Consider the following 21,663-nt stretch of genomic DNA (forward strand, 5'->3'; position numbering starts at 1 on the left):
TCCTCCCTCTCCCCACCCCCTGGAGGAAAGTCCGATGAGTTCCACCTCAGCGGACGCGGGTCTCCCCGCCCCGTCCCCGGCCGGATCCGCCGTGATGAGCGTGCTCCAGCGGCTGGGACGCTCCCTCATGCTGCCGATCGCGGTCCTGCCGGCCGCAGGCCTGCTCCTCCGGCTCGGGAAGGACGACCTCGTCGGCCGTACCGACAACCCCTTCCTCGACGACGTCGCCCACGTCCTCGAAACCGCGGGCGGCGCGCTCTTCGACAACCTGCCCATCCTGTTCGCGATCGGCGTCGCCATCGGGTTCGCCCGCAAGGCCGACGGCTCCACCGCGCTGGCCGCGCTCGTCGGCTACCTGGTCTTCCACGCCGTCAGCATGACCATGTTCTTCAACCTCTTCGACGACAGGCTCAGAGCCTCCATCTCCAGCCGGCTGTTCGACCCCGCCAACCCGGGCGTCCCGGAGGTGGTGCTCAACCTCGGCGCGCAGAACCCCACCCGGGTGCTCGGCGGCATCGTCATGGGCCTCGTCTCCGCGCTGCTGTGGCAGCGCTACTACCGCACCAAGCTGCCCACCTGGCTGGCCTTCTTCGGCGGACGCCGCCTGGTGCCGATCATCACCGCCTTCGCCGGGCTGGTCCTGGGCGTCCTGTTCGGCGCCGTCTGGCCGATCATCGGCACCTGGCTGCGCGCCTTCGGCACCTGGCTGGCCGAGAACAGCACGGTCGGCGCCGGGGTCTACGGCATGGTCAACCGCGCGCTGCTCCCGCTGGGCCTGCACCACATCGTCAACAACGTGGTCTGGACCCAGGTGCCGGAGTGCGTGGTCGACGGCAAGCAGCTCGCCGGCGACCTGGTCTGCTTCAACAACGGCGCCCCGGGCTACGGCGGCTTCGAGGCGGGCCTCTACCCGATCCTCATGTTCGGCCTGCCCGCCGCGGCCGTCGCCATCTGGCGGGCCGCGCCGAAGCACCGCCGCGCCGCGGTCGGCTCGATCATGATCTCCGCCGCGCTCACCGCGTTCCTCACCGGGATCACCGAGCCGATCGAGTTCGCCTTCATCTTCGTCGCCCCGGTCCTGTTCGTGGTGCACATCGTCCTGACCGGCATCTCCCTGGCGATCGCCTCCGCCCTGGGCGCCAAGCTCGCCTTCAGCTTCTCCTCCGGCCTGATCGACCTCGTCCTGTACGGCACCGCCCCCAACGCCGAAGGCGTCCCGATCCTCATCGTGATGGGCCTCGTGTACGCGGCGATCTACTACGCCGTGTTCAGCTTCCTGATCAGGAAGCTGAACATCATGACCCCGGGCCGCGAGCCCGAGCCCGACGTCGACTCCGGCGAGTCCGCCGCGGCGGCCACCGGCCGGGCCTGACCCCGCCCGGCCTCCGGACCGGTGCGGCGACCGGCCCCGGCGCTCCCGTTGTGTATTCACGACGGCGGGTGGTAGATACCAACCATCCCCCTGCACGACGCGGCACGCAGGGGGTTCGGGATGGGCACGGCAGCCGTAGAACGCGGCCCGTCGATGTGGTCGTCGGTCTTCGCGATACTTCAGCGCATCGGGCGCTCGCTGATGATGCCGATCGCGGTGCTGCCCGCCGCCGGCCTGCTGCTCAGGTTCGGCCAGGAGGACCTGCTCGGCCGGACCGACAACGCCTTCCTCGACCAGGTGGCCGGCGTCTTCGCCGCCGCCGGCGGCGCCCTGTTCGACAACCTGCCGCTGCTGTTCGCGGTCGGCGTCGCGATCGGGTTCGCCCGCAAGGCCGACGGCTCCACCGCGCTCGCCGCGGTGGTCGGCTACCTGGTCTTCGACCGGGTCAGCAGGACCCTGTTCTTCACCGCCGCCCCGGCCTCCGAGGTCTACAAGAAGATCGCGCTGAACGTCGTGGGCCCCGACGGGCGCCCCCTGCCCATGCTCAACCTCGGCGTGCAGAACCCCACCGGCGTCCTGGGCGGGATCGTCATCGGCATCACCGCCGCCCTGCTCTGGCAGCGCTACTACCGGGTCAAGCTCCCCTCCTGGCTCGCCTTCTTCGGCGGGCGGCGGTCCGTCCCGATCGTCACCGCCGTCGCCGCGCTGCTCCTCGGTGTGATCTTCGGCCTGCTCTGGCGGCCGGTCGGCGACTGGCTGGCCCTCGTGGGCGACTGGCTGGCCGCCCACGGCACCGCGGGCGCGGGCGTCTACGGCGTGGCCAACCGCCTGCTCATCCCGGTCGGCCTGCACCACTTCCTGAACACGATCGTCTGGTTCACCCTCCCCGAGTGCCAGGCCGGGGTCGAGGGCGCGACCAGGAACGCCTCCGGCGACCTGAACTGCTACTTCGCCGGCCAGGACGGCGCCGGGATCTTCATGACCGGCTTCTTCCCGGTGATGATGTTCGGCCTGCTGGGCGCCGCCATCGCGATGTGGCAGGCGGCTCCGCACGGCAAGCGCGCGACCGTCGGCGGCATCATGCTGTCGGCCGGTCTCACCTCGTTCGTGACCGGCATCACCGAGCCGCTGGAGTTCGCCTTCATCTTCGTGGCGCCCGTGCTGTTCGTGGTGCACGCCCTCCTCACCGGGCTGTCGATGGCCCTGATGGCCGAGCTGGGCGCCCGGCTCGGGTTCACCTTCTCCGGGGGCGCCATCGACATGCTCCTCAACGCGGGCAAGTCCAACACCCACCGGGTCGGCCTGATCATCGTCTTCGGCCTGATCTACGCCGTCGTCTACTACCTGCTGTTCACCGTCCTGATCAGGAGGCTGAACCTGGCCACCCCCGGCCGCGAGCCGGAGGACGCCGACGCCCCGCCTGGCGCCGCCGGGCCTCCCGTCCCCTGAGCGGCGTTTCGGCCGCCCCTCGGAGATCACGGCTCATTCCGGAACCCGCCCTCCCCGGTCGGGGACCGCTCCAGCTTGGGGTCACCTTCTCCACCTAACCCGGACGAAACAGCGGGGATCACGGGGAAGTTGGCGGCCGATGTATCTGGACAGGGGACCGGAAACTCCTAGATGTGTCAGTTCAGCCGACGAAAACCGGAGTTGCCATGTCCCGTACTTCACGGCCGGTCCCCCTCCCCCGGGTCGCGCCGTCCCCCTCCGCCGAGCCGCCCTACGACGACGAGCGGCCGTCAGGAGACCTCCCGGCCGCCCCGCCGTACGTCCAGGGGGCACTCGCCCTCGCCTACGGGCCCGAGCCGGTCGAGCCTCCCGCCCGGAGCCCGTTGATCTGGGGGCCGCCGGGCGCGGTCCCCGACGAGCGGCGGCTGCGCGCCCTCGGCCAGGCCGTCGCCGAGGTCCTGTCCGGCAGGCGGCCGCCGGCGAGCGTCTCCCCGCACATGACCGGCCGCGCCCACGCCGAGCTGGTCAGGAGCGGGAAGATCATCAACTGCGCGCGGCCGCCGCTGGTCGGCACGGCGCACGTGTCCCAGCCCAAGGACGGGGTCGTGGAGATGTGCGTCCTGGTGCACTGCGGGGACCGGCCGCGCGTGCTGGCCCTGCGGCTGGAGCGCCGGGGTGTGCAGTGGCTGTGCACCGACGTCGAGACGACCCCCTGACCCCTGACCGCTGACCGCACGCCGTACGGCGGTGGCCCGCACGCGGCCGGTGACCGGCACGGCCGGTGACCGCACGCCGTACGGCGGTGGCCCGCACGCGGCCGGTGACCGGCACGGCCGGTGACCGCACGCCGTACGGCGGTGGCCCGCACGCGGCCGGTGACGGCGCGGGCTGGTGACCGCTTGTCCGGCAGGGCGCCGGCAGCCGGTGACGGCGCGTCGGGCAGGGCGTCGGCGGACGGCGGGAAAGCCGGAGGGCCCGCACCCGGCGTGCGGGCCCTCCGGTCAGCGCTCGGTCAGCGCTCAGACCTCGACGTTCCTGGGGTCGCCGTGGCAGCGCTTGTACTTCTTGCCGGAGCCGCAGGGGCACGGGGCGTTGCGCTCGACATTGCCGTAGGCGTCGCGCTCGGCCTTGGTGCTGACCCGGGTGTGCTCGATCTCGCCGGCCTCACCGGGCGCGGTGTATTCCAGCTCGGAGGGGCGCTGCGGGCCGCGCAGACCGCGGGCGATGATGGAGCGGGTCTCCGTGATCGCCTCGTCCTCGTGCGCGTGGTCGTGCTCCTCGACGATCGGATTGGTCTGCACCTCGACCTCGAGGTTGAACAGATAGCCGACCGACTCCTCCTTGATGCCCTCCAGCATCTGGGAGAACATGTCGAAGCCCTCGCGCTGGTATTCGATCAGGGGGTCGCGCTGCGCCATCGCGCGCAGGCCGATGCCCTCCTGGAGGTAGTCCATCTCGTAGAGGTGCTCGCGCCACTTGCGGTCGAGGACCGACAGGATGACCCGGCGCTCCAGCTCCCGCATGGTCTCCGGGCCGAGCTCCTGCTCGCGGCGGTCGTAGGCGGCCATGGCGTCGGCCTTGATCTTCTCGTTGAGGAACTCCGCGGTGAGCTCCTCGCGCCCGCCGCCCTCCTCGACGAGGCCGTCGATGGTGAGGGTGGTCGGGTAGAGCTGGCCGAGCGCCTTCCAGAGCTTGTCGAGGTCCCACTCCTCGGCGAAGCCCTCGGCGGTGGCACCGGCGACGTATTCGTCGATGACGTCGTTGATGAAGCCGCGGATCTGCTCGTGCAGGTCCGCGCCCTCCAGCACCCGGCGGCGCTCGGCGTAGATCACCTTGCGCTGCCGGTTCATGACCTCGTCGTACTTCAGAACGTTCTTGCGGATCTCGAAGTTCTGCTGCTCGACCTGGTGCTGGGCGGAGGCGATGGCCTTGGAGACGATGCCCGACTCGATCGGGACGTCGTCCGGGATGTTCAGCCGCGTCATGATCATCTCGACCCTGGCCGAGTTGAACAGGCGCATGAGGTCGTCTTCGAGCGAGAGGTAGAAGCGCGACTCACCCGGGTCGCCCTGACGGCCGGAGCGGCCGCGGAGCTGGTTGTCGATGCGCCGCGACTCGTGCCGCTCGGTGCCCAGGACATAGAGGCCGCCGAGCTCGGTGACCTCGTCGTGCTCGGCCCTCACTGCGTCCTTGGCCTTCTCCAGCGCCTCGCCCCACGCCTTGTCGTACTCGTCGGGAGTCTCGACCGGGTCCAGGCCGCGGTTGCGCAGCTCCACGTCGGCGCGGAAGTCGGGGTTTCCGCCGAGCATGATGTCGGTGCCTCGACCGGCCATGTTGGTGGCGACGGTGACGGCGTGCTTGCGGCCGGCCTCGGCGATGATCGCCGCCTCACGCGCGTGGTTCTTGGCGTTGAGGACCTCGTGCTTGATGCCCTTGCGCTTGAGCTCCTTGGCCAGCCGCTCGGACTTGGCCACGCTCGTGGTGCCGACCAGGACCGGCTGGCCCCTGTCGTAGCGCTCCTTGATGTCCTCGACACAGGCCAGGAACTTGGCGTCCTCGGTCTTGTAGACCACGTCGGCCTGGTCCTTGCGGATCATCGGCCGGTTCGTCGGGATCGGGACGACGCCGAGCTTGTAGGTCTGGTGGAACTCGTTGGCCTCGGTGGCCGCGGTGCCGGTCATGCCGGAGAGGGTGGTGTAGAGGCGGAAGTAGTTCTGGAGGGTGATCGTGGCGAGAGTCTGGTTCTCGTCCTTGATCTTCACACCCTCCTTCGCCTCGATGGCCTGGTGCATGCCCTCGTTGTAGCGGCGGCCGTGCAGGACTCGACCGGTGAACTCGTCGACGATCAGGACCTCGCCGTCGGTGACGATGTAGTCCTTGTCCTTCTTGTAGAGCTCCTTGGCCTTCAACGCGTTGTTGAGGAAGCCGACCAGGTGGGTGTGCTCGGGCTTGTAGAGGTTGTCGATGCCGAGCCAGTCCTCGACCTTCTCCACGCCGGACTCGAAGATGCCGACGGTGCGCTTCTTCTCGTCGACGGCGTAGTCTCCGGTGTTCTCCTCGCCGTCCTTGCCCTCGGTGCCCCTGCGGAGCCGGGGGACGATCTTGGCGAACTCGGCGTACCACTTGCCGGACTGCTCGCCGGGGCCGGAGATGATCAGCGGCGTCCTGGCCTCGTCGATGAGGATCGAGTCGACCTCGTCGACGAGCCCGAAGTTGTGGCCGCGCTGGACGCACTCCTCCAGCGACCAGGCCATGTTGTCGCGCAGGTAGTCGAAGCCGAACTCGTTGTTCGTGCCGTAGGTGATGTCGGCGTTGTACTGCTTGCGACGCTCCTCGGGCGGCATGTTCGCCAGGATCACGCCGACCTCGAGCCCGAGGAAACGGTGGATGCGGCCCGTCTCCTCGGCGTCGCGCTTGGCGAGGTAGTCGTTGGTCGTGATGACGTGGACGCCCTTGCCGGAGATGGCGTTGAGGTAGGCGGGGAGCGCGCAGGTGAGGGTCTTGCCCTCACCTGTGCGCATCTCGGAGATGTTGCCCATGTGCAGGTTGGCCCCGCCCATGATCTGCACGTCGAAGAGGCGCTTGCCCAGCACGCGGCGGGAGGCCTCACGGACGGTGGCGAAGGCTTCGGGAAGCAGGTCGTCGAGCGACTCGCCGTCGGCGTGACGCTGCTTGTAGTCAGCGGTCAGCGCGCGGAGTTCGGCGTCGGTCAGGCTCTTGAAGTCGTCCTCAATGGAGTTGACCTGTTCGGCGATCCGCTTGAGCTTACGCAGAAGCTTGCCTTCGCCTGCGCGAAGAATCTTATCGAGAAAGGCTGGCACTTTAGGTAAAGCTCCTCGCAGGTCTTCCGTGGCCGGACCGGCCCGGATGAGGACGAGACACGGTTCTCCGCTGCCATCGTAGGCGGTTCTACCACCAGACACAGCCACCCTGAAAGACGCTCTTCGCGTCCGGGGAGTTCCCCGCGCCCTTTTCATTGGGAGTAGTAGCCAGCCTAAAGGGTATGCCCGTTTGCGCATACGTAGGGCGAAGACGCAGCCTACGGGCGCGTCGCGCCCCGAGGGGACCCGAGGGACCTGGAAAGACGCCGCCCCGGCCGGCCGTGACCGCGGTCGCGCCGGGCTCCGCCGCCGACGGAACCACCCCTTTCGCCCCCTTGCCCCTCTCACTCCTCGCCCCTCGCCCCTCGCTCCGATCCGCGGGCGGCCGCAGGCTGGATGGGCGCGGCGCGCGCGCCGGCCCCCGACTCCGTAGCGGCGGGCCCGCGACCCCTCCGAATAACACCGGCGTAGCCACTTTGTCGGTGTTTAGCGCTAACCTCGGCGTCATGCTGACGTTCCGCCCCCTTCCCGGCTCCTCCGGGGGCCGACCATGACGGTCACGCCCTCAGCCGAGACGGTCACGCTCTCCGCCGACGAGGCACGCCGGATCATCCTCCGCGCCCAGGGCCTCCTCGGCTCCGACGCCCGACGTGGCGGCGCCCCCGCCACCCTGCGACGGCTGGGAGCCGTCCAACTCGACACGATCTCCGTCCTGGCCCGCTCCCACGAGCTCGTCGCCTACGCCCGCCTCGGCGCCGTCGGCAGGCAGAAGGTCGAGCGTGCCTACTGGGACGACCCGGCCCAGGCCTTCGAATACTGGTGCCACGCCGCCTGTGTCCTGCCGATCGACGACTGGCCCCTCTACGCCTTCCGGCGCCGGTATTTCCGCGACAGGAAATACCGCTGGCACGAGCTGCCCGACAGCGTCGACAAGGTGCTCGAGAAGGTGCGCGAGAGCGGCCCCATCACCACCGCCGACATCGGCGGGGCCAAGAACGGCGGGCCGTGGTGGGACTGGTCCGACTCGAAGATCGCCATCGAGTGGCTGCTCGACACCGGCACGGTCGTCTGCACCCGGCGCGTCGGCTGGCGTCGCGTCTACGACCTGGCCGAACGCGCGGTCCCCGAGCACCTCCTGGCCGAGGACCTCACCGACGCCGAGTGCGTCACCCGCCTCACCGGGATCGCCGGCCGCGCCCTCGGCGTGGCCACGCGGGCCGATCTGGTCGACTTCCTCCGCCTCAGGCCCGCCGCGGCCGCCCTCCTGGACGGCGCGCTGCGCGACGGCGGCGCGGGCCTCGTCCCGGTCCGGGTCTCCGGCTGGCCCGACCGCTCGGCGGACGCGTGGGCCGACCCCGCCGCGTTGGAGACCGAACCACGGGGCCGTCACCGCACGACCCTGCTCTCCCCGTTCGACTCCCTCGTCTGGGACCGCGCCCGGACTGCACGCGTTTTCGGCTTCAACCACCGCCTTGAGGCATACGTCCCCAAGGAGAAGCGCGTCCACGGCTATTTCACGATGCCCGTGCTGGCCGGAGGCCGGCTGATCGGCCGGGTCGACCCCGCCCGCGAGGGCTCGACTCTGGTCGGGCGCCAGGTCAGCCTCGAACCCGGGGTCAACCAGCGCAAGGGCGCCGAGGCGCTGGCCGGGGCGCTGTGGGAGGCCGCGAGCTGGGTCGGCTGCGACGACGTCCGTGTCGACCGCGTCGACGCGCACCTGTCGGCACCTCTCCAGCACGCGCTGATCCGCTGATCCGCGGGATCGCGGAGCTACGGCCCTGGGGCTCCATGGACCTGCGGAGCCACGGCCCTGCGGGTCCGCGAGCCGGCCGGTCCGCGGGCACCAGGTCCGCGGGCACCAGGTCCGCGGGCACCAGGTCCGCGGGCGCGGCGCCCCTCGCCGGGGCGCCGCATCCGGCGCGTCAGGTGATCTCGAGCATCCGCTCGCGGACCGCGTAGACCACCGCCTCCATCCGGGAATGGAGCTGGAGCTTGTCCAGGATGTTGCGGACGTGGTTCTTGACGGTGTTCTCGGAGATGAACAGCTGCTTGGCGATCTCGCGGTTGTTCATGCCCTTGGCCACCAGGCGGAGCACCTCCATCTCCCGTTCGGTCAGACGGGGGACGGGGAGCTGGGGCGGCCGCTCGGCCTCCTTGCGGCTCATGTTCGCGAACTCGGTGATGAGCTTGGCGGCCATCGCCGGATTGATCAGCGACTGCCCCTCGTGGACGCCGCGCACGGCCTCGGGGACCTCGTCGAGCTGCACGTTCTTCAGCAGGTAGCCGGTGGCACCCGCTTTGATCGCCTCGAAGAGGTCCTCCTCCTCGTCGCTCACCGTCAGCATTATGATCCGCGTGCTCGGCACCGAGGCCTTGATCTCGCGAGCGGCCTCGATGCCGCTCCGGCGGGGCATCCGGACGTCCATGAGCATGACATCCGGGGTGAGGCGGTCGGCGAGCTCGACCGCCTCCTGGCCGTCGCTCGCCTCGCCCACCACCTCGATGTCCGCCTCGGCGGCCAGAGCCATTTCCAGGCTGCGCCGGATCAGCGCGTGATCATCGACGATCAGCACACGGATCGGGTCACCGCTCCTGGTAGAGCGGGCCGTCTCGTCGGGTTCCGTCACGCCTCCTCCTCGGGGGGCCAGAGCCGTTGGACCGCCATGATTACACGGGTTCCGGGGTCCTCGGGTTGGGCGGAGAGGATCTTCGAACGCGTCCGTCAGGGTTCGACGAGCCGCAGCACGCCGTAGTTGTAGCCCTGTCGCAGGTATACGACGCTGGGCAGGCCGCTCTCCTTGTCACGGAACAGGTAGAAGTCGTGCCCCACCAGCTCCATCTCAAGCAGTGCCTGGTCGATGGTCATCGGGTCGGCCCGGTGGGTCTTCTCCCGGACCACCAGCGGCCCGTCACCCTCCATGTGGATCGGGACGATGGCCCTGTCGTCGGAGAGGTCGGCGGCGGGGCCGGCCTCGACCTCCGGCTCGGGCTCCTCACTCGGCCGCGAGGGTATGGCCTCCAGGGTCTCCGCGAGGGCGGTGGCGGCCAGTTCGGCCAGTGAGGGGGGGCAGTGGTTGCCGTGGTGGATCTTGCGTCGGTCAGCGAGGCGCCGGAGTCTTCCCTCAAGCTTCCCGAGTGCTATGTCGAGTGCGGCGAAGCGGTCGTCGGCCGTGGCCTCGGCCCGGACGGCGGGACCGCGGGAGTGGATGGTGAGCTCGACCCGCTCGCGCTGTCCGGTGATCCGGGGATTGCTCTCCTTGGTCACCTCCACATCGACGCTTATGAGCTTGTGGTCCAGACGCTCGATCCTGGCCAGCTTGGTAGTCACGTGGTCGCGGAATCGGTCACTCACTCCGGTGTGCCGACCCTTGACGATGATGTCCATGCACGGACCCCCTTCGAACCTCGACGGTGGTACTGCTGCGGCACCCGCTCGGCCGACCTGGTCTTCGTCCCCACATCCGCCTGCTGAGGGTTTCGCAGCTCTTTGCCACTACATGCCCTTCTCTTCTGGCGAGGAACATCTGGCTCCTCGGGAAGGCAGGACTTACCTCTAAGCCGCACCGTGATCGATCGACAAAGAGTCGTCTTACGTGGACCGTTTGGCCTGCGGCTGGCATCGGCTAACCGAGCCGGCCCCTTTGCGGGGGTCGGTCCGGCGCAACCACGGACCCGAGCGGGTGCCATGGCTCAGACGCTATCCGCATCCAGACCGAATGTCAGCTTGGACATCGGCCAAGTGATCACTTTGCGTGATCGTCCATCGGGCGGCCGGCCGGTGAGGCAGCCGCCCCGGACGCTCGATATCCCTATATACAAGTGCTTCTCGCACCGATTGAGCAGCCGCGAATCCTTGTCGAGACAGGGAGGTGTGGCGCTTCAGTGAGACCCTTCACCCGCCCGCTCTTTACCCTCCGTCACGGAGACTGCTCTGCCTCTTCCGGCGTGTCGCGGCGACCGTGACGGCGAGCGGGACCGCCACGCCCGCCTCACGCAGCGCTCTGGCCGCTTCGGCGATCGTCGCGCCGGTGGTGACGACGTCGTCCACCAGCACAACCGGCCCTCCACCGCCCCAGGAGCCCGACTGGGGCCCTTTCCGGCCGTCCGTAACCACGAATGCCAGAGCGAGATTCTCGGCCCGCTGGAGCGAGCTCAGCCCCGCCTGGTCGGCCACCCGGCGGCGCTGGGCGAGGACCCCCGCCACGGATGCCGGCCATCCGGCGGCGCGGAGATATCCGGCGGCCAGCGAGGCCAGCCGGGCCACCGGATCGTGCCCGCGCCGCCGGAGGGCCGGGCGGGCGCTCGGCACCGGGACGAGGGTGAGCGGCCCCTCGCCGGCCGCGGCGGCGGCCGTCAGCGCCAGGGCGCCGGCGAGGGGGTGGGCCAGAGCCGTGCGGCCGCGTTCCTTGTAGGCGAGGATCGCCCGCCGCGCGGCACCCGTGTATTCGGTCGCCGACCAGCACTCGGGCAGGCCCGGCGGGGACGGGGCGGGCATCCGGCACGCGGGCTCCCCGTGCAGCCGCGCCGCGCAGCGGGGGCAGAGGAGGGCGCCGGGCGCGTCGCATCCGGCGCAGCGGGACGGCAGGAGCAGGTCCAGCAGGGCTGTCGGCACGGACCCACGGTGCCAGCCGCCACCGACAACCCGCTCGCCCCGAGGACCCCGAGGACTCCGAGGACCCCGACAGGCCGCTCACCCCGGGAAGACCGACGACCCACTCGTCCCGAGGAGGCTGAGGAGCCCGGCAGACCGCTCACCTCAGCCGCCCCCGACAGACCGCTCACCCAGGGAACCACCGACAACCCGCTCGCCCCGGCGGCCCGCGGGCGGGCGGCTCAGCCCAGGGGGTAGGCCGGGGAGGAGGGGCCGTCCTTCTCGGTGAAGGCGATGGATCCGGTCTCGTCCTTGACCATGGGTTCCCACTTGGCCGAGTTGCGGTTCCAGTAGAGGACCTGCCGGTTGCCGTTGTCGTCCTCGGCCCCGGCCAGCAGGGAGCCGTCCAGGGCGGTGATGCTCTCGATCCGGGAGTCGGAGGCCAGGGTCTTGGGCTCCGCGGTGGCCGACGCCTCCAGCAGGTCGGACTTGCCGGTCAGCACGTAGAGGGTCTTGCCGTCCTTCCAGGCGATGTCGTCGATCGTCTGGCTGTCGCCGCCGTTCACCACGGGCTGCAGGTCAGTGATCCTGGTGCTGCCCTCCCGGCCGACGACCGTGCCGATCGACACCTGCTCCTCCAGGCCGTTCTTGATCACCACCGCGACGTGCACCCCGTCCCGGGCGACCTTGAGCGACTTGACGTAGACCGTGTCCAGATCGGGCGCCGCGACCCGGTAGTGCTGCCTGCCGTCGTGCCGCATCACCACCGAGGTGTGGTCGTCGGGCCGGTCGACCGTCCACAGGGTGCTGTAGCGGTCCCAGGAGGGCGGGGTGAGGGAGTCGCCGGTGACCCAGTCCTGCCACTCGCCGCCCGCGACGAGCGGCGCGACAGAGATCTTCTTGCCGTCCGCCGACAGGGCCGCCACCTGCTTGTGCCCGCTGATCGCCGGACTGGTGCGCGTGTCGTTCTTCTCCCCCGCCCGGCCCTGCACCGGCTGGCCGACGTTGTCCTTGCCCAGGATCCGCAGGGCGCCACCGGCCAGGTAGTAGGGGTGGACGTCGCGGGGGACCGTCCAGGGGTCGAAGTCCGAGTGCTCCTGGGCGTCGATCGTCAGCGGGGCGTCGGAGGAGTAGTACGGCCTGCCGTCCACCTTGACCTCGAAGCCCCACCCGCCCTTGGTCAGCTCGGCGAGCGTCCCGGCGAGCTGGGCCGACATCGGGCCGATCCGGTCGGAGTCGACCGGCTTGGTCAGGTTGATGACGACGCGGTTGTCCTCCGTGGTGACGCCGATGAGCTCGGTGCCCGGCCGGAAGGCGGAGTTCACCGCCTTGCGCAGCAGGCTGCTGGGCCCCTTGAGCAGCCGCTCGACCGCCGACTTGGCGAAGTTGGAGGTCGGGTCGATGGGGACCCGGACCTGGTCGACGACCAGGCCGTTCCACGACGAGTCCAGGAAGTAGAGGTCGACCCTGAGGTAGGCGCGGTCGACATCGGCCTCCGACAGCAGCAGCCCGTCGGGCGCCGCGCTGATCCGCCACCCCTCCGGCCCCTTCACCAGGGTGAAGGGCTCGTTCAGGCTCCTGCTCCTCGGCCAGTAACGGCCGTCCTGGTCGATCATCGCCGTCACGGTGCCCTTGAGCGTGACCCGGGTCTCCTTGTCGCCCTCCTGCGCGGGCGGCGGCTTCTCGTATTCGTCCTGCTTGTCGTCCTGCTTGTAGACCGTCACCCCGCTCTGCGGGTTCCACTCCTTGGCGAAATCCTGGGTGAGGTATTTGCGCGCGACGTCACGTCCCGGGTCGTCGACGCTCGCCATCGCGGACCTGAACCCGGTGACGACCTCCTCGGGCGACCAGTCGGCGCTCGGCGGCATGGCGATCACCCGCGCGTACGGGTCACCCAGCGGGTTGCCGTTGCGCACGTTGTCGACCGCGACGGACCTGCCCCCGGTGGGGATGACCGAGCAGGCCGTACTCACGCAGGTCAGCATCATGACCAGGCCGGCCGCCCCCACTCGCCGTCCTGTCCTAGCCTGCATCGTCTCCCCCATCGGCGACCGCCGGTGACAGCACCGGGGTCATGTGTCCCCGCCACGTCCGCCGCATCTCCACCTCGGGTGGGACCAGCGACAGCGGCGATCCCCGCAGCGGCGCCCCGGCCACCCGGGGCAGCGAGAGCCGGAACTGCGACCCCTCACCCTGCGCCCCCCACGCCTGCAGCCAGCCGCCGTGCAGCATCGCGTCCTCGCGGGAGATCGCCAGGCCCAGGCCGGTGCCCCCGATCGTCCGCGCGCGCGAGGGGTCGGCCCGCCAGAACCGGTCGAAGACCATGTTCTCCTCGCCGGGCTTGAGCCCCACCCCGTGGTCCCGTACGGCCACCGCCACCGCGTCCCGGTCGGCGCCGACCGAGACGATGATGTCGCGGCCCTCGCCGTGCTCGATGGCGTTGAACAGCAGGTTGCGCAGGATGCGCTCGACCCGGCGGCTGTCCATCTCGGCCATGCAGGGCTCGCTCGGCAGGCGCAGGTCGAACCGGGTGGAGTGGCGCTCGGCCAGCGCCTCGGAGTCGGCGACCGCGCGCAGCACCACGTCCCTGACGTCGACCGGGTCGACGTCCAGCTCGGCCGCGCCCGCGTCGTAGCGGCTGATCTCCAGCAGGTCGGCGAGCATCGACTCGAACCGGTTGAGCTGGTTCTGCATCAGCTCGGCCGAGCGGGCGGCCATCGGGTCGAAATCCTCACGGGCGTCGTAGAGCAGGTCGGCGGCCATCCGCACGGTGGTCAGCGGGGTGCGCAGCTCGTGCGAGACGTCGGAGACGAACTGCCGCTGGACGTGGGAGAGCTCCTCCAACTGGTGGATCTTCAACGCCAGGTTGGCGGCCATCTCGTTGAAGGAGGTGGCCAGGCGGGCCAGGTCGTCCTCGCCGCGGACCTTCAGCCGCTCGTCCAGGCGCCCGGCGGCCAGCCGCTCGGCGGCCTGCCGCGTCAGCCGTACCGGAGTGACCACCTGGCGGGTGACCAGCGAGGCGACGGCGGCCAGCAGCAGCACCAGGGCGACCCCGACGACGACGAGCATCCGCAGGACCGAGTTGAGGGTCTCCTCCTCCTTGTCCAGCGGGATCAGGTGGTAGATCTCGTATCCGCTGTCCAGCATGGTGCCGGAGGTGTCGAGGCGGGTGCCGATCACCAGGCCCCGCGTCGGCTCGCGCGTGCCCTCGTAGTACAGGTTTCCGTAGTGGATGCTGTTCTGGCCGGCCTCCTTCTTGAACACCTCGTCGCGCAGCCCGGACGGGACGCTGCTCGCGTCGATGTTCGTGGTGCCGTAGAACTCCCCGGGCCGGTTGTCGTTGCGGATGATCACCGAGTAGCGGGTGGCGGACCCGGCGGACCCGGCGCGCCCGGCGAGGGCCTCCACCGCCTGGCCGAGCGGGCTGTCACCGCCCCGATGGAGCAGGTCGCCCGAGTCGGCGGACGGCTTGGAGTCGTCGCCGAGCGGCTGGTTCAGATAGCTGAGCACCGCGATCCGGTCGGCCTGCGCCTCGCTCTTGGCCGCCCGTTCCCGGGCCTCCAGCGTCGTCGCGATGATCTGCTGCATGAGGAAGACCCCCAGCACGGCGACCACCGCGATGGAGATGACCATCGTGCTGGTGACGACGCGGAGCTGCAGGGAGCGGCGCCAGACCCGGCGCACGCCCCCCGCGGCGCGGCGGGCCCGCCGGCGGACGCCCCGCACCACCTGGCGCAGGGTGCGGCGGCGCTTCTTCGGGGAGGAAGGCATGTCGGGGGTCCCGGGGGATCCGCGCAGGTCAGGCCGGGCCGGCCTTGTAACCGACCCCGCGGACCGTCACCACGATCTCGGGGTGCTCGGGGTCCTTCTCGATCTTGGCACGGAGCCGCTGGACGTGCACGTTGACCAGGCGGGTGTCGGCGGCGTGCCGGTATCCCCAGACCTGCTCCAGCAGGACCTCGCGGGTGAAGACCTGGCGCGGCTTGCGGGCCAGCGCGACCAGCAGGTCGAACTCCAGCGGGGTGAGGTTGATGGTCTCCTCGTCGCGCTTGACCGAGTGGCCGGCGACGTCGATGGTGATGTCGCCGATCTGGAGGATCTCCGGCGTCGGCTCGTCGGTCCGGCGCAGCCGCGCGCGGACCCGGGCCACCAGCTCCTTGGGCTTGAACGGCTTGACGATGTAGTCGTCGGCCCCCGACTCCAGGCCGAGCACCACGTCGATGGTGTCGCTCTTGGCCGTCAGCATGACGATCGGCACACCGGACTCGGCGCGGATGCGACGGCAGACGTCGATGCCGTCGGCGCCGGGCAGCATCAGGTCGAGCAGGACCAGATCCGGCCGGGTGTCGCGGAACGCGTCGAGCGCCTTGTCACCGTCGGAGACGAAGGAAGGTTCGAAGCCCTCCCCGCGCAGCACGATGCCGAGCATCTCGGCGAGAGCGGCGTCGTCGTCGACGACCAGCACGCGTCCTTTCATGGCCCCTCATTCGTTTTACGCAGTTTGGGAGTTTTCGGGGTAAACGGCACGGTCGTCGAAGATTACCCTTGCCCGGCCACTGGATGACACCGGGCGACGATCAGCCTTCCAAATGCCGAATTTTAGGCGCACACAACGTGAAGCGCGTAGTGGTGCCCCCGTGCGGCCACCTCCGGCCCTGGCGACTGCGGACGCCAAGCGGAGGTGGTCACGTCCCCAGTCTGCGGTAAACGACCGTGTCTCGGCCATCCCTCCGGCATCTCCGCCGATCTCCGGGGCGAGAAACATCGTCGAGATCTCCCGAGCACCACAATCGGTGTGTCCACATGTCAGGATTGGGATATGTCAGACGGTCACGGCTCCACTCCCGACACGCCACCCGGCTGGGCGTCCAACCAACCTCCGCCGTACGGCAACGCCCCGGGGTCGCCGTGGACCGCGCCCGGCTCGGCACCGGGCGCGACGGCGCCGCAGCAGCCGCAGCCCCCCTACGGCCCGCCGGGCCCGCCGTACCAGCCGGGCCCGTACCAGCAGGGCCCGTACGGCCCGCCGCCCCACGGCCACCACACGCCCCCCGCGATGCGGCCGGGGATCATCCCGCTGCGCCCGCTCGGCCTCGGCGACATCCTCGACGGCGCGATCAAGCTGATCCGCTCCAACCCCGGCGCCGTCCTGGGCCTGTCGGCGATCGCCGCCGCGCTCGGGGCGATCCCGGTGGCGATCGGCCAGGCGCTGCTGCTGGGCCAGGCGGGCGCGGCCTTCGACGACCCCTCCGTGCTGGAGAACCAGGAGGTGGGCTTCCTCTCCCAGTACGGCGGGACCCTGATCTCCTACGCGGTCCAGTTCATCGCGGTCACCCTGCTCACCGGCGTGCTGACCCGGATCCTGGGCCGGGCGGTCTTCGGCGGCAAGATGACGGTGGGCGAGGCCTGGAAGCTGACCCGCGGCCGGGTGCCCACGCTGTTCGGGCTGGTGATCGTCGGCATGGTGCTCCTGCTGCTCCCGCTGGCCCTGGTCATCGCGATCATCACCGGGCTCGGCGCGGCGGGCGCCGATCTCGCGACGCTGTTCCTGGTGGGCGCGCTGGTGGTGCTGGGCTTCGTCGCCTACTCGCTGTTCATCACCACCCGCCTGGCGCTCGCGGCGTCGGTGGCGGTGCTGGAGCGGCGCGGCGTCGCCGAGTCCCTGCGCAGGTCGTGGCGGCTGGTCAGCGGCGGTTTCTGGCGGACGCTCGGCATCCTGCTGCTGACCCAGATCATCGCGGGCGTGGTCGCCCTGGCGCTCTCCTTCCCCTTCACCCTCGCGGGGACCTTCGTCGGCATGTTCGGCGCGGGCTCCACCGGTTCGCTGATCGGCGCGGCGGTCCTGATCGCCGTCGGCGGCACCGTCAGCGCGATGATCACTTACCCGTTCCAGGCCGGCGTCAACGGCCTGCTCTACGCCGACCGGCGGATGCGCGCCGAGGCGTTCGACCTGGTGCTGCAGACCGCGGCGATCGAGCAGCAGCGCCAGGGCTGGGTGCACGCCTCCGCCGACGACCTGTGGGACCCGTCCGTCACGCCCGCCGGAGCCGGCCGGGGAGCCCCGTGGCACAGTTCCTGAGCCACCTGACGCTCCTGACGTCCCCGGTCGACATCGACCGGGACCAGGCCCGGCGCGAGGCGGTCCAGGAGCTGCTCAAGCCCGAATACGCCAGGGAGTCGCCGGTCGACCGCGTCACGCGGGCCGTGGACCAGTTCCTGGGCGACCTGCTGGACCAGGAGTCCGTGGGCGCCGTCGGCAGCGTGGCCGCGCGGATCGTCCTGGTCGTGCTCGTGATCGCCGCCGTCGTGGCGGTCGTCGTGATCGCGCGCAGGACCGCCGGAGGCGGCGCCGCGCGCCAGGAGGGGATCTTCGGGGACCGCCGCCGCACCGCCGCCGAGCACCGCGACGCCGCCGAACGGCTGGCCGCCGAGGGTCGGTGGGCCGAGGCCGTCCGCGAACGGCTCAGGGCCGTCGCCCGGGATCTGGAGGACCGCGTCATCGTCGACTCGACACCCGGCCGCACCGCGGGCGAGCTGGCCGCCGAGGCGGGCCGCGCGCTGCCCGCCTTCGCCTCCGACCTGGCCGCCGCGGCCCGGGTCTTCGACGACGTGACCTACGGCGAGGTGCCGGGCACGGCCGAGTCCTACGGGGTCCTGCGCGACCTCGACGAGCGCCTGCGCACGGCCCGGCCGACGCTCGGCGCCGCCGCGGAGGCGGTGACCCCATGAGCCTCGCCACCGCCGCAGCCGGCACGGCCGCGGTCCCCGTCGCCGCAGCCGTCGCCACCGTCACCGTCGTCGTGGCCGCCGCCGCGGAGGCGGTGCCCTCATGAGCCTCGCCGCCGCCCCGGGGACCGGGTCGACGTCCACCTCCCCGACCGCCGCGGGCCTGTGGCGCAGTGGCCGGGGCTTCCTGCTGGTCGCGCTGATCGTGGTCGCCGGCGCCGTCATCGGCGTGCTGCTCAGCGGCTCCGGCGCGGGCCGGCCGCTCGACCCCGCCGACACCTCGCTGTCCGGCGGCAAGGGGCTGGCCCAGCTGCTGCGGGCCCACGGCGTGCGGGTCACCCGGGTCACCTCGGTCGCCGAGGTGGAGGCCGCCGGCCCCGGCGACCACACGCTGCTGCTCAGCGACACCTCCTTCCTCACCGAGGAAGCGGCCGAGCGGCTCGGCGCGATCCGCGCCGACCTGCTCGTGGTCGGCGCGCAGCCGCACCAGGAACTGCTCACCCCGGGCATGAGCCCCACCGAGAACGTGCGGACGCGCTCCCGCGAGCCCCGGTGCGACCTGCCGGCCGCGACCCGGGCGGGCAGCGCCCACATGGGCGGCACCGCCTTCACCGTCCCGGCGGGGGCGACCGGCTGTTACCCGGCCCGCGGCGCGTCCACCCTGGTCAGCCACACCGGCGCGGGCAGGACGGTCACGGTCGTGGGCGACGGGGCGTTCATGACCAACCTGCGGCTGGCCGAGGACGGCAACGCCGCCCTGGCCCTGAACCTCGCCGGGGCCAGGCCCGCCCTGATCTGGCTGGTGGCCCCCGAGGCCGCCGCGGGCACCACGGGCGAGCAGGGCTTCTACGGCATGATCCCCGAGGGGGTCAGATGGGCCGTGGTGCAGGTGGGCGTCGTGGTCGTCCTGCTGGCACTCTGGCGGGGCCGCCGGCTCGGCCCGGTGGTGGCCGAGCGGCTGCCCGTCGTGGTCAGGGCGGCCGAGACGGTGGAGGGCCGGGCCAGGCTCTACCGGGCCAGGCGGGCCCGCGACAGGGCAGCCACCGCCCTGCGCACGAGTTTCGTCGACCGGGTCACCCCCCGGCTCGGCCTGCCCTCCGCGGCCGGGCCGGAGGCGAAGGTCGAGGCGATCGCCGGACGGACCGGGCAGGCGGGCTTCCACGTGGGCGCCGCCCTGTACGGCCCGCCGCCGGCTGACGAGGCCGGGCTGGTAGCCCTGGCCGCATATCTGGACATGTTGGAGAGGCAGGTCAAAGAGTCGTGAGCGAGTTTAGCGAGCGGGCCCTCAGGCACGGCGCCGCCGTGCGGCCGGAGCCGGCAGAGGAGGCTCGGTGACCACGCCACCGGAGCACGGCGGCCCGGCGGAGACGCCCGGCGCGGACGCCGCCCGAGACGCGCTGGGGAGCCTGCGCGCCGAGGTCTCCAAGGCCGTCGTCGGCCAGGACGCCGTGGTCACCGGGCTGGTGATCGCGCTCCTGTGCCGGGGGCACGTGCTGCTCGAAGGCGTGCCGGGCGTGGCCAAGACCCTGCTGGTCAGGACCCTGGCGGCGGCGCTCTCGCTGGACTTCAAGCGGGTGCAGTTCACTCCCGACCTGATGCCGGGCGACGTCACCGGCTCCTTGATCTACGACGCGAAGACGTCGGAGTTCGAGTTCCGGCAGGGGCCGGTCTTCACCAACCTGCTGCTCGCCGACGAGATCAACCGCACGCCCCCCAAGACGCAGGCGGCGCTGCTGGAGGCGATGGAGGAGCGGCAGGTCAGCGTGGACGGCAAGCCGCGCAGGCTGCCCGAGCCGTTCATCGTGGCCGCCACCCAGAACCCCGTCGAGTACGAGGGCACCTACCAGCTCCCCGAGGCGCAGCTCGACCGGTTCCTGCTCAAGCTGACCGTCCCGCTGCCGCCCCGCGAGCAGGAGATCGCGGTGCTGGAGCGGCACGCGCTGGGCTTCGACCCGCGCGACCTGTCCCACGTCAAGGCCGTGGCCACCATCGCCGACCTGGATGCCGGTCGCGCGGCGGTCAGCCGGGTCCACGCCGGCCCCGAGGTGCTCGGCTACATCGTCGACATCGCCAGGGCCACCCGCCAGTCGCCGTCGCTGCAGCTCGGCGTCTCGCCGCGTGGCGCCACCGCGCTGCTGGCCGGGGCCCGGGCCTGGGCCTGGCTGTCCGGCCGCTCCTACGTGACCCCGGACGACGTCAAGGCGCTGGCCAGGCCGTCGATGCGGCACCGGATCCAGCTCCGGCCCGAGGCCGAGCTGGAGGGCGCGACCGCCGACGGCCTGATCGACGCCATCCTCGCCTCCGTCCCCGTCCCCCGCTGAGCCGATGGCACTGACGGGACGGGCCGCCCTGCTGGCTCTGCTGGGCACGCTGGTCGTGCTGTTCGCCCCCCGGCCGGGAGCGGCCGTGGCCGGGGTGGCGCTGCTCCTGCTGGCGCTGGTCGTGGTCGACCTGCTGCTGGCCGCGGGCGTGCGTCCGCTGCGGTTCACCCGCTCGGGCGACCGGCTGGTACGGCTCGGCGAGTCCGCCACGGTCGAGCTGGTCGTGGAGAACCCCGGCCCCCGCCGGGCCCGGGGGGTGCTCAGGGACGCCTGGCCCCCCTCGGCCGGGGCCGGCCCGCGGCACCTGCCGCTGGACGTCCCCCCCGGTGAGCGCCGCCGCCTCACCATGACGCTCACCCCCACCCGCCGGGGCGACCGCGAGGCGGTCACGGTCACGGTGCGCACGCTGGGGCCGCTGGGCATCGCGGGCCGCCAGGGCTCCCACCGGGTGCCCTGGTCGGTGCGGGTGCTGCCGCCGTTCCTCAGCCGCAAGCACCTGCCCGCCAAGCTGTCCAGGCTCAGGGAGCTGGAGGGCCAGCACCCGTCGATGGTCAGGGGGCAGGGCACCGAGTTCGACTCGCTCCGCGAGTACGTGGTCGGCGACGACGTCCGCTCGATCGACTGGCGGGCCACCGCCCGCCGCAACGACGTGGTGGTCCGCACCTGGCGGCCCGAGCGCGACCGGCGGGTCCTGATCGTCCTGGACACCGGGCGCACCTCGGCCGGCCGGGTGGGCACGGCCCCCGTCCCGCCGGCCGGCCCGCGGGACGGGTCCGGCGGCCGGTACGGCGCGGCGGCGACCGTGCCGGGCTGGCCCCGGCTGGACTGGTCGATGGACGCGGCGCTGCTGCTGGCCGCGCTGGCCGCCCGCGCCGGCGACCGGGTCGACTTCCTGGCCTACGACCGCGCGGTGCGCGCCTGGGTGTCCGGCGCCGGCCGTACCGACCTGCTGTCGTCGCTGGTCAACTCCATGGCACCGCTTGAGGCCGAGCTCGTCGAGGCCGACTCGGCCGGCATGGTCGCGGCCGTCCTGGCCCGGGCCAAGCGGCGCTGCCTGGTCGTCGTGCTGACCGACCTGAACTCGGCGTCGCTGGAGGAGGGGCTCCTGCCGATGCTCCCCCAGCTCTCCTCGCGGCACCTGGTGCTCCTGGCCGCCGTCTCCGACCCGCAGGTGGCCGCCATGGCCACCGGGCGCGGCACGCCCGAGCTGGTCTACGACGCGGCGGCGGCCGAGCACCAGAACGTCGACCGGCGCAGGATCACCGCCCGGCTCCGCCGCCAGGGCGTGGAGGTCGTGGACGCCACGCCGGAGCAGATCGCGCCCGCCCTGGCCGACGCCTACCTGGCGTTGAAGGCGGCGGGCCGGCTGTGACCGCCGGGCGG

General features: G+C 71.6%; 16 protein-coding genes. 9 read left to right on the forward strand and 7 right to left on the reverse strand.

What is annotated here, in order from left to right; genetic code table 11:
• The first annotated feature begins 34 nt into the window (after nt 1-34).
• The 3 genes from J2S55_RS09870 to J2S55_RS09880 all read left to right on the forward strand — a co-directional run bounded on the left by J2S55_RS09870 (nt 35) and on the right by J2S55_RS09880 (nt 3,537).
• Entirely contained in the window at nt 35-1,372 is a 1,338-nt protein-coding gene (locus J2S55_RS09870) for a PTS transporter subunit EIIC (protein WP_306859001.1), read from the forward strand.
• Between the two features lie 120 nt (nt 1,373-1,492).
• Nucleotides 1,493-2,821, forward strand: a complete 1,329-nt coding sequence (locus J2S55_RS09875) for a PTS transporter subunit EIIC (protein ID WP_306859003.1) — start codon at nt 1,493-1,495, stop codon at nt 2,819-2,821.
• Nucleotides 2,822-3,027: 206 nt separating this feature from the next.
• Nucleotides 3,028-3,537, forward strand: coding sequence for an Rv3235 family protein (locus tag J2S55_RS09880; RefSeq protein ID WP_306859004.1), 510 nt, complete (start codon nt 3,028-3,030; stop codon nt 3,535-3,537).
• A 303-nt stretch (nt 3,538-3,840) separates the two neighbouring features.
• Here J2S55_RS09880 and secA read toward each other — a convergent pair whose 3' ends face one another.
• Nucleotides 3,841-6,642, reverse strand: coding sequence for a preprotein translocase subunit SecA (gene secA, locus J2S55_RS09885; RefSeq protein ID WP_306859006.1), 2,802 nt, complete (start codon nt 6,640-6,642; stop codon nt 3,841-3,843).
• Nucleotides 6,643-7,192: 550 nt separating this feature from the next.
• On the opposite strand from secA, the gene J2S55_RS09890 reads away from it, so the two are divergent.
• The gene (locus J2S55_RS09890) at nt 7,193-8,395 is read left to right on the forward strand and encodes a winged helix-turn-helix domain-containing protein (protein WP_306859008.1); all 1,203 of its coding nucleotides are present in this window, start codon (nt 7,193-7,195) and stop codon (nt 8,393-8,395) included.
• 169 nt (nt 8,396-8,564) lie between these two features.
• On the opposite strand, the gene J2S55_RS09895 is transcribed toward J2S55_RS09890, so the two are convergent.
• From J2S55_RS09895 to mtrA, 6 genes are all read right to left on the reverse strand, one after another.
• Complete coding sequence (locus J2S55_RS09895; RefSeq protein ID WP_306859009.1) at nt 8,565-9,269, reverse strand: response regulator; 705 nt, start codon at nt 9,267-9,269, stop codon at nt 8,565-8,567.
• Between the two features lie 95 nt (nt 9,270-9,364).
• The gene (hpf, locus tag J2S55_RS09900) at nt 9,365-10,027 is read right to left on the reverse strand and encodes a ribosome hibernation-promoting factor, HPF/YfiA family (protein ID WP_306859011.1); all 663 of its coding nucleotides are present in this window, start codon (nt 10,025-10,027) and stop codon (nt 9,365-9,367) included.
• Nucleotides 10,028-10,549: 522 nt separating this feature from the next.
• Entirely contained in the window at nt 10,550-11,254 is a 705-nt protein-coding gene (locus J2S55_RS09905) for a ComF family protein (protein WP_306859013.1), read from the reverse strand.
• Nucleotides 11,255-11,475: 221 nt separating this feature from the next.
• On the reverse strand, nt 11,476-13,266 hold the full coding sequence (locus J2S55_RS09910) for an LpqB family beta-propeller domain-containing protein (RefSeq protein WP_306859015.1): 1,791 nt from the start codon (nt 13,264-13,266) through the stop codon (nt 11,476-11,478).
• A complete protein-coding gene (mtrB, locus tag J2S55_RS09915; protein ID WP_306859017.1) occupies nt 13,256-15,004 on the reverse strand; it encodes an MtrAB system histidine kinase MtrB in 1,749 nt (582 codons plus the stop codon). The genes J2S55_RS09910 and mtrB overlap by 11 nt, the downstream gene beginning before the upstream one ends.
• Before the next feature lie 28 nt (nt 15,005-15,032).
• Nucleotides 15,033-15,710 (reverse strand): MtrAB system response regulator MtrA, encoded by a 678-nt coding sequence (gene mtrA / locus J2S55_RS09920; protein WP_012888151.1) that lies wholly within the window; start codon nt 15,708-15,710, stop codon nt 15,033-15,035.
• Between the two features lie 342 nt (nt 15,711-16,052).
• Between mtrA and J2S55_RS09925 the strand changes: the two genes are divergently transcribed.
• The 5 genes from J2S55_RS09925 (at nt 16,053) to J2S55_RS09945 (ending at nt 21,652) form a co-directional block, all read left to right on the forward strand.
• Nucleotides 16,053-17,312, forward strand: a complete 1,260-nt coding sequence (locus J2S55_RS09925) for a DUF7847 domain-containing protein (RefSeq protein ID WP_306859023.1) — start codon at nt 16,053-16,055, stop codon at nt 17,310-17,312.
• The gene (locus J2S55_RS09930) at nt 17,297-17,962 is read left to right on the forward strand and encodes a DUF4129 domain-containing protein (RefSeq protein WP_306859025.1); all 666 of its coding nucleotides are present in this window, start codon (nt 17,297-17,299) and stop codon (nt 17,960-17,962) included. The genes J2S55_RS09925 and J2S55_RS09930 overlap by 16 nt, the downstream gene beginning before the upstream one ends.
• A 100-nt stretch (nt 17,963-18,062) precedes the next feature.
• Nucleotides 18,063-19,223, forward strand: coding sequence for a DUF4350 domain-containing protein (locus tag J2S55_RS09935; RefSeq protein ID WP_306859027.1), 1,161 nt, complete (start codon nt 18,063-18,065; stop codon nt 19,221-19,223).
• Nucleotides 19,224-19,290: 67 nt separating this feature from the next.
• Nucleotides 19,291-20,280, forward strand: a complete 990-nt coding sequence (locus J2S55_RS09940; protein ID WP_306859029.1) for an AAA family ATPase — start codon at nt 19,291-19,293, stop codon at nt 20,278-20,280.
• Nucleotides 20,281-20,284: 4 nt separating this feature from the next.
• Nucleotides 20,285-21,652, forward strand: a complete 1,368-nt coding sequence (locus J2S55_RS09945; RefSeq protein ID WP_306859031.1) for a DUF58 domain-containing protein — start codon at nt 20,285-20,287, stop codon at nt 21,650-21,652.
• Nucleotides 21,653-21,663 lie beyond the last annotated feature (11 nt).

The sequence above is a fragment of the Streptosporangium brasiliense genome, from assembly GCF_030811595.1.
GTDB lineage: Bacteria > Actinomycetota > Actinomycetes > Streptosporangiales > Streptosporangiaceae > Streptosporangium > Streptosporangium brasiliense.

Coding starts and splice junctions, on each gene's coding strand:
- J2S55_RS09880 (WP_306859004.1), top strand. CDS start 3,028: ATGTCCCGTACTTCACGGCCGGTCCCCCTCCCCCGGGTCGCGCCGTCC.
- hpf (WP_306859011.1), bottom strand. CDS start 10,027: ATGGACATCATCGTCAAGGGTCGGCACACCGGAGTGAGTGACCGATTC.
- J2S55_RS09935 (WP_306859027.1), top strand. CDS start 18,063: ATGAGCCTCGCCGCCGCCCCGGGGACCGGGTCGACGTCCACCTCCCCG.
- J2S55_RS09890 (WP_306859008.1), top strand. CDS start 7,193: ATGACGGTCACGCCCTCAGCCGAGACGGTCACGCTCTCCGCCGACGAG.
- J2S55_RS09945 (WP_306859031.1), top strand. CDS start 20,285: ATGGCACTGACGGGACGGGCCGCCCTGCTGGCTCTGCTGGGCACGCTG.
- J2S55_RS09910 (WP_306859015.1), bottom strand. CDS start 13,266: ATGCAGGCTAGGACAGGACGGCGAGTGGGGGCGGCCGGCCTGGTCATG.
- J2S55_RS09870 (WP_306859001.1), top strand. CDS start 35: ATGAGTTCCACCTCAGCGGACGCGGGTCTCCCCGCCCCGTCCCCGGCC.
- mtrA (WP_012888151.1), bottom strand. CDS start 15,710: ATGAAAGGACGCGTGCTGGTCGTCGACGACGACGCCGCTCTCGCCGAG.
- J2S55_RS09875 (WP_306859003.1), top strand. CDS start 1,493: ATGGGCACGGCAGCCGTAGAACGCGGCCCGTCGATGTGGTCGTCGGTC.
- J2S55_RS09925 (WP_306859023.1), top strand. CDS start 16,053: ATGTCAGACGGTCACGGCTCCACTCCCGACACGCCACCCGGCTGGGCG.
- mtrB (WP_306859017.1), bottom strand. CDS start 15,004: ATGCCTTCCTCCCCGAAGAAGCGCCGCCGCACCCTGCGCCAGGTGGTG.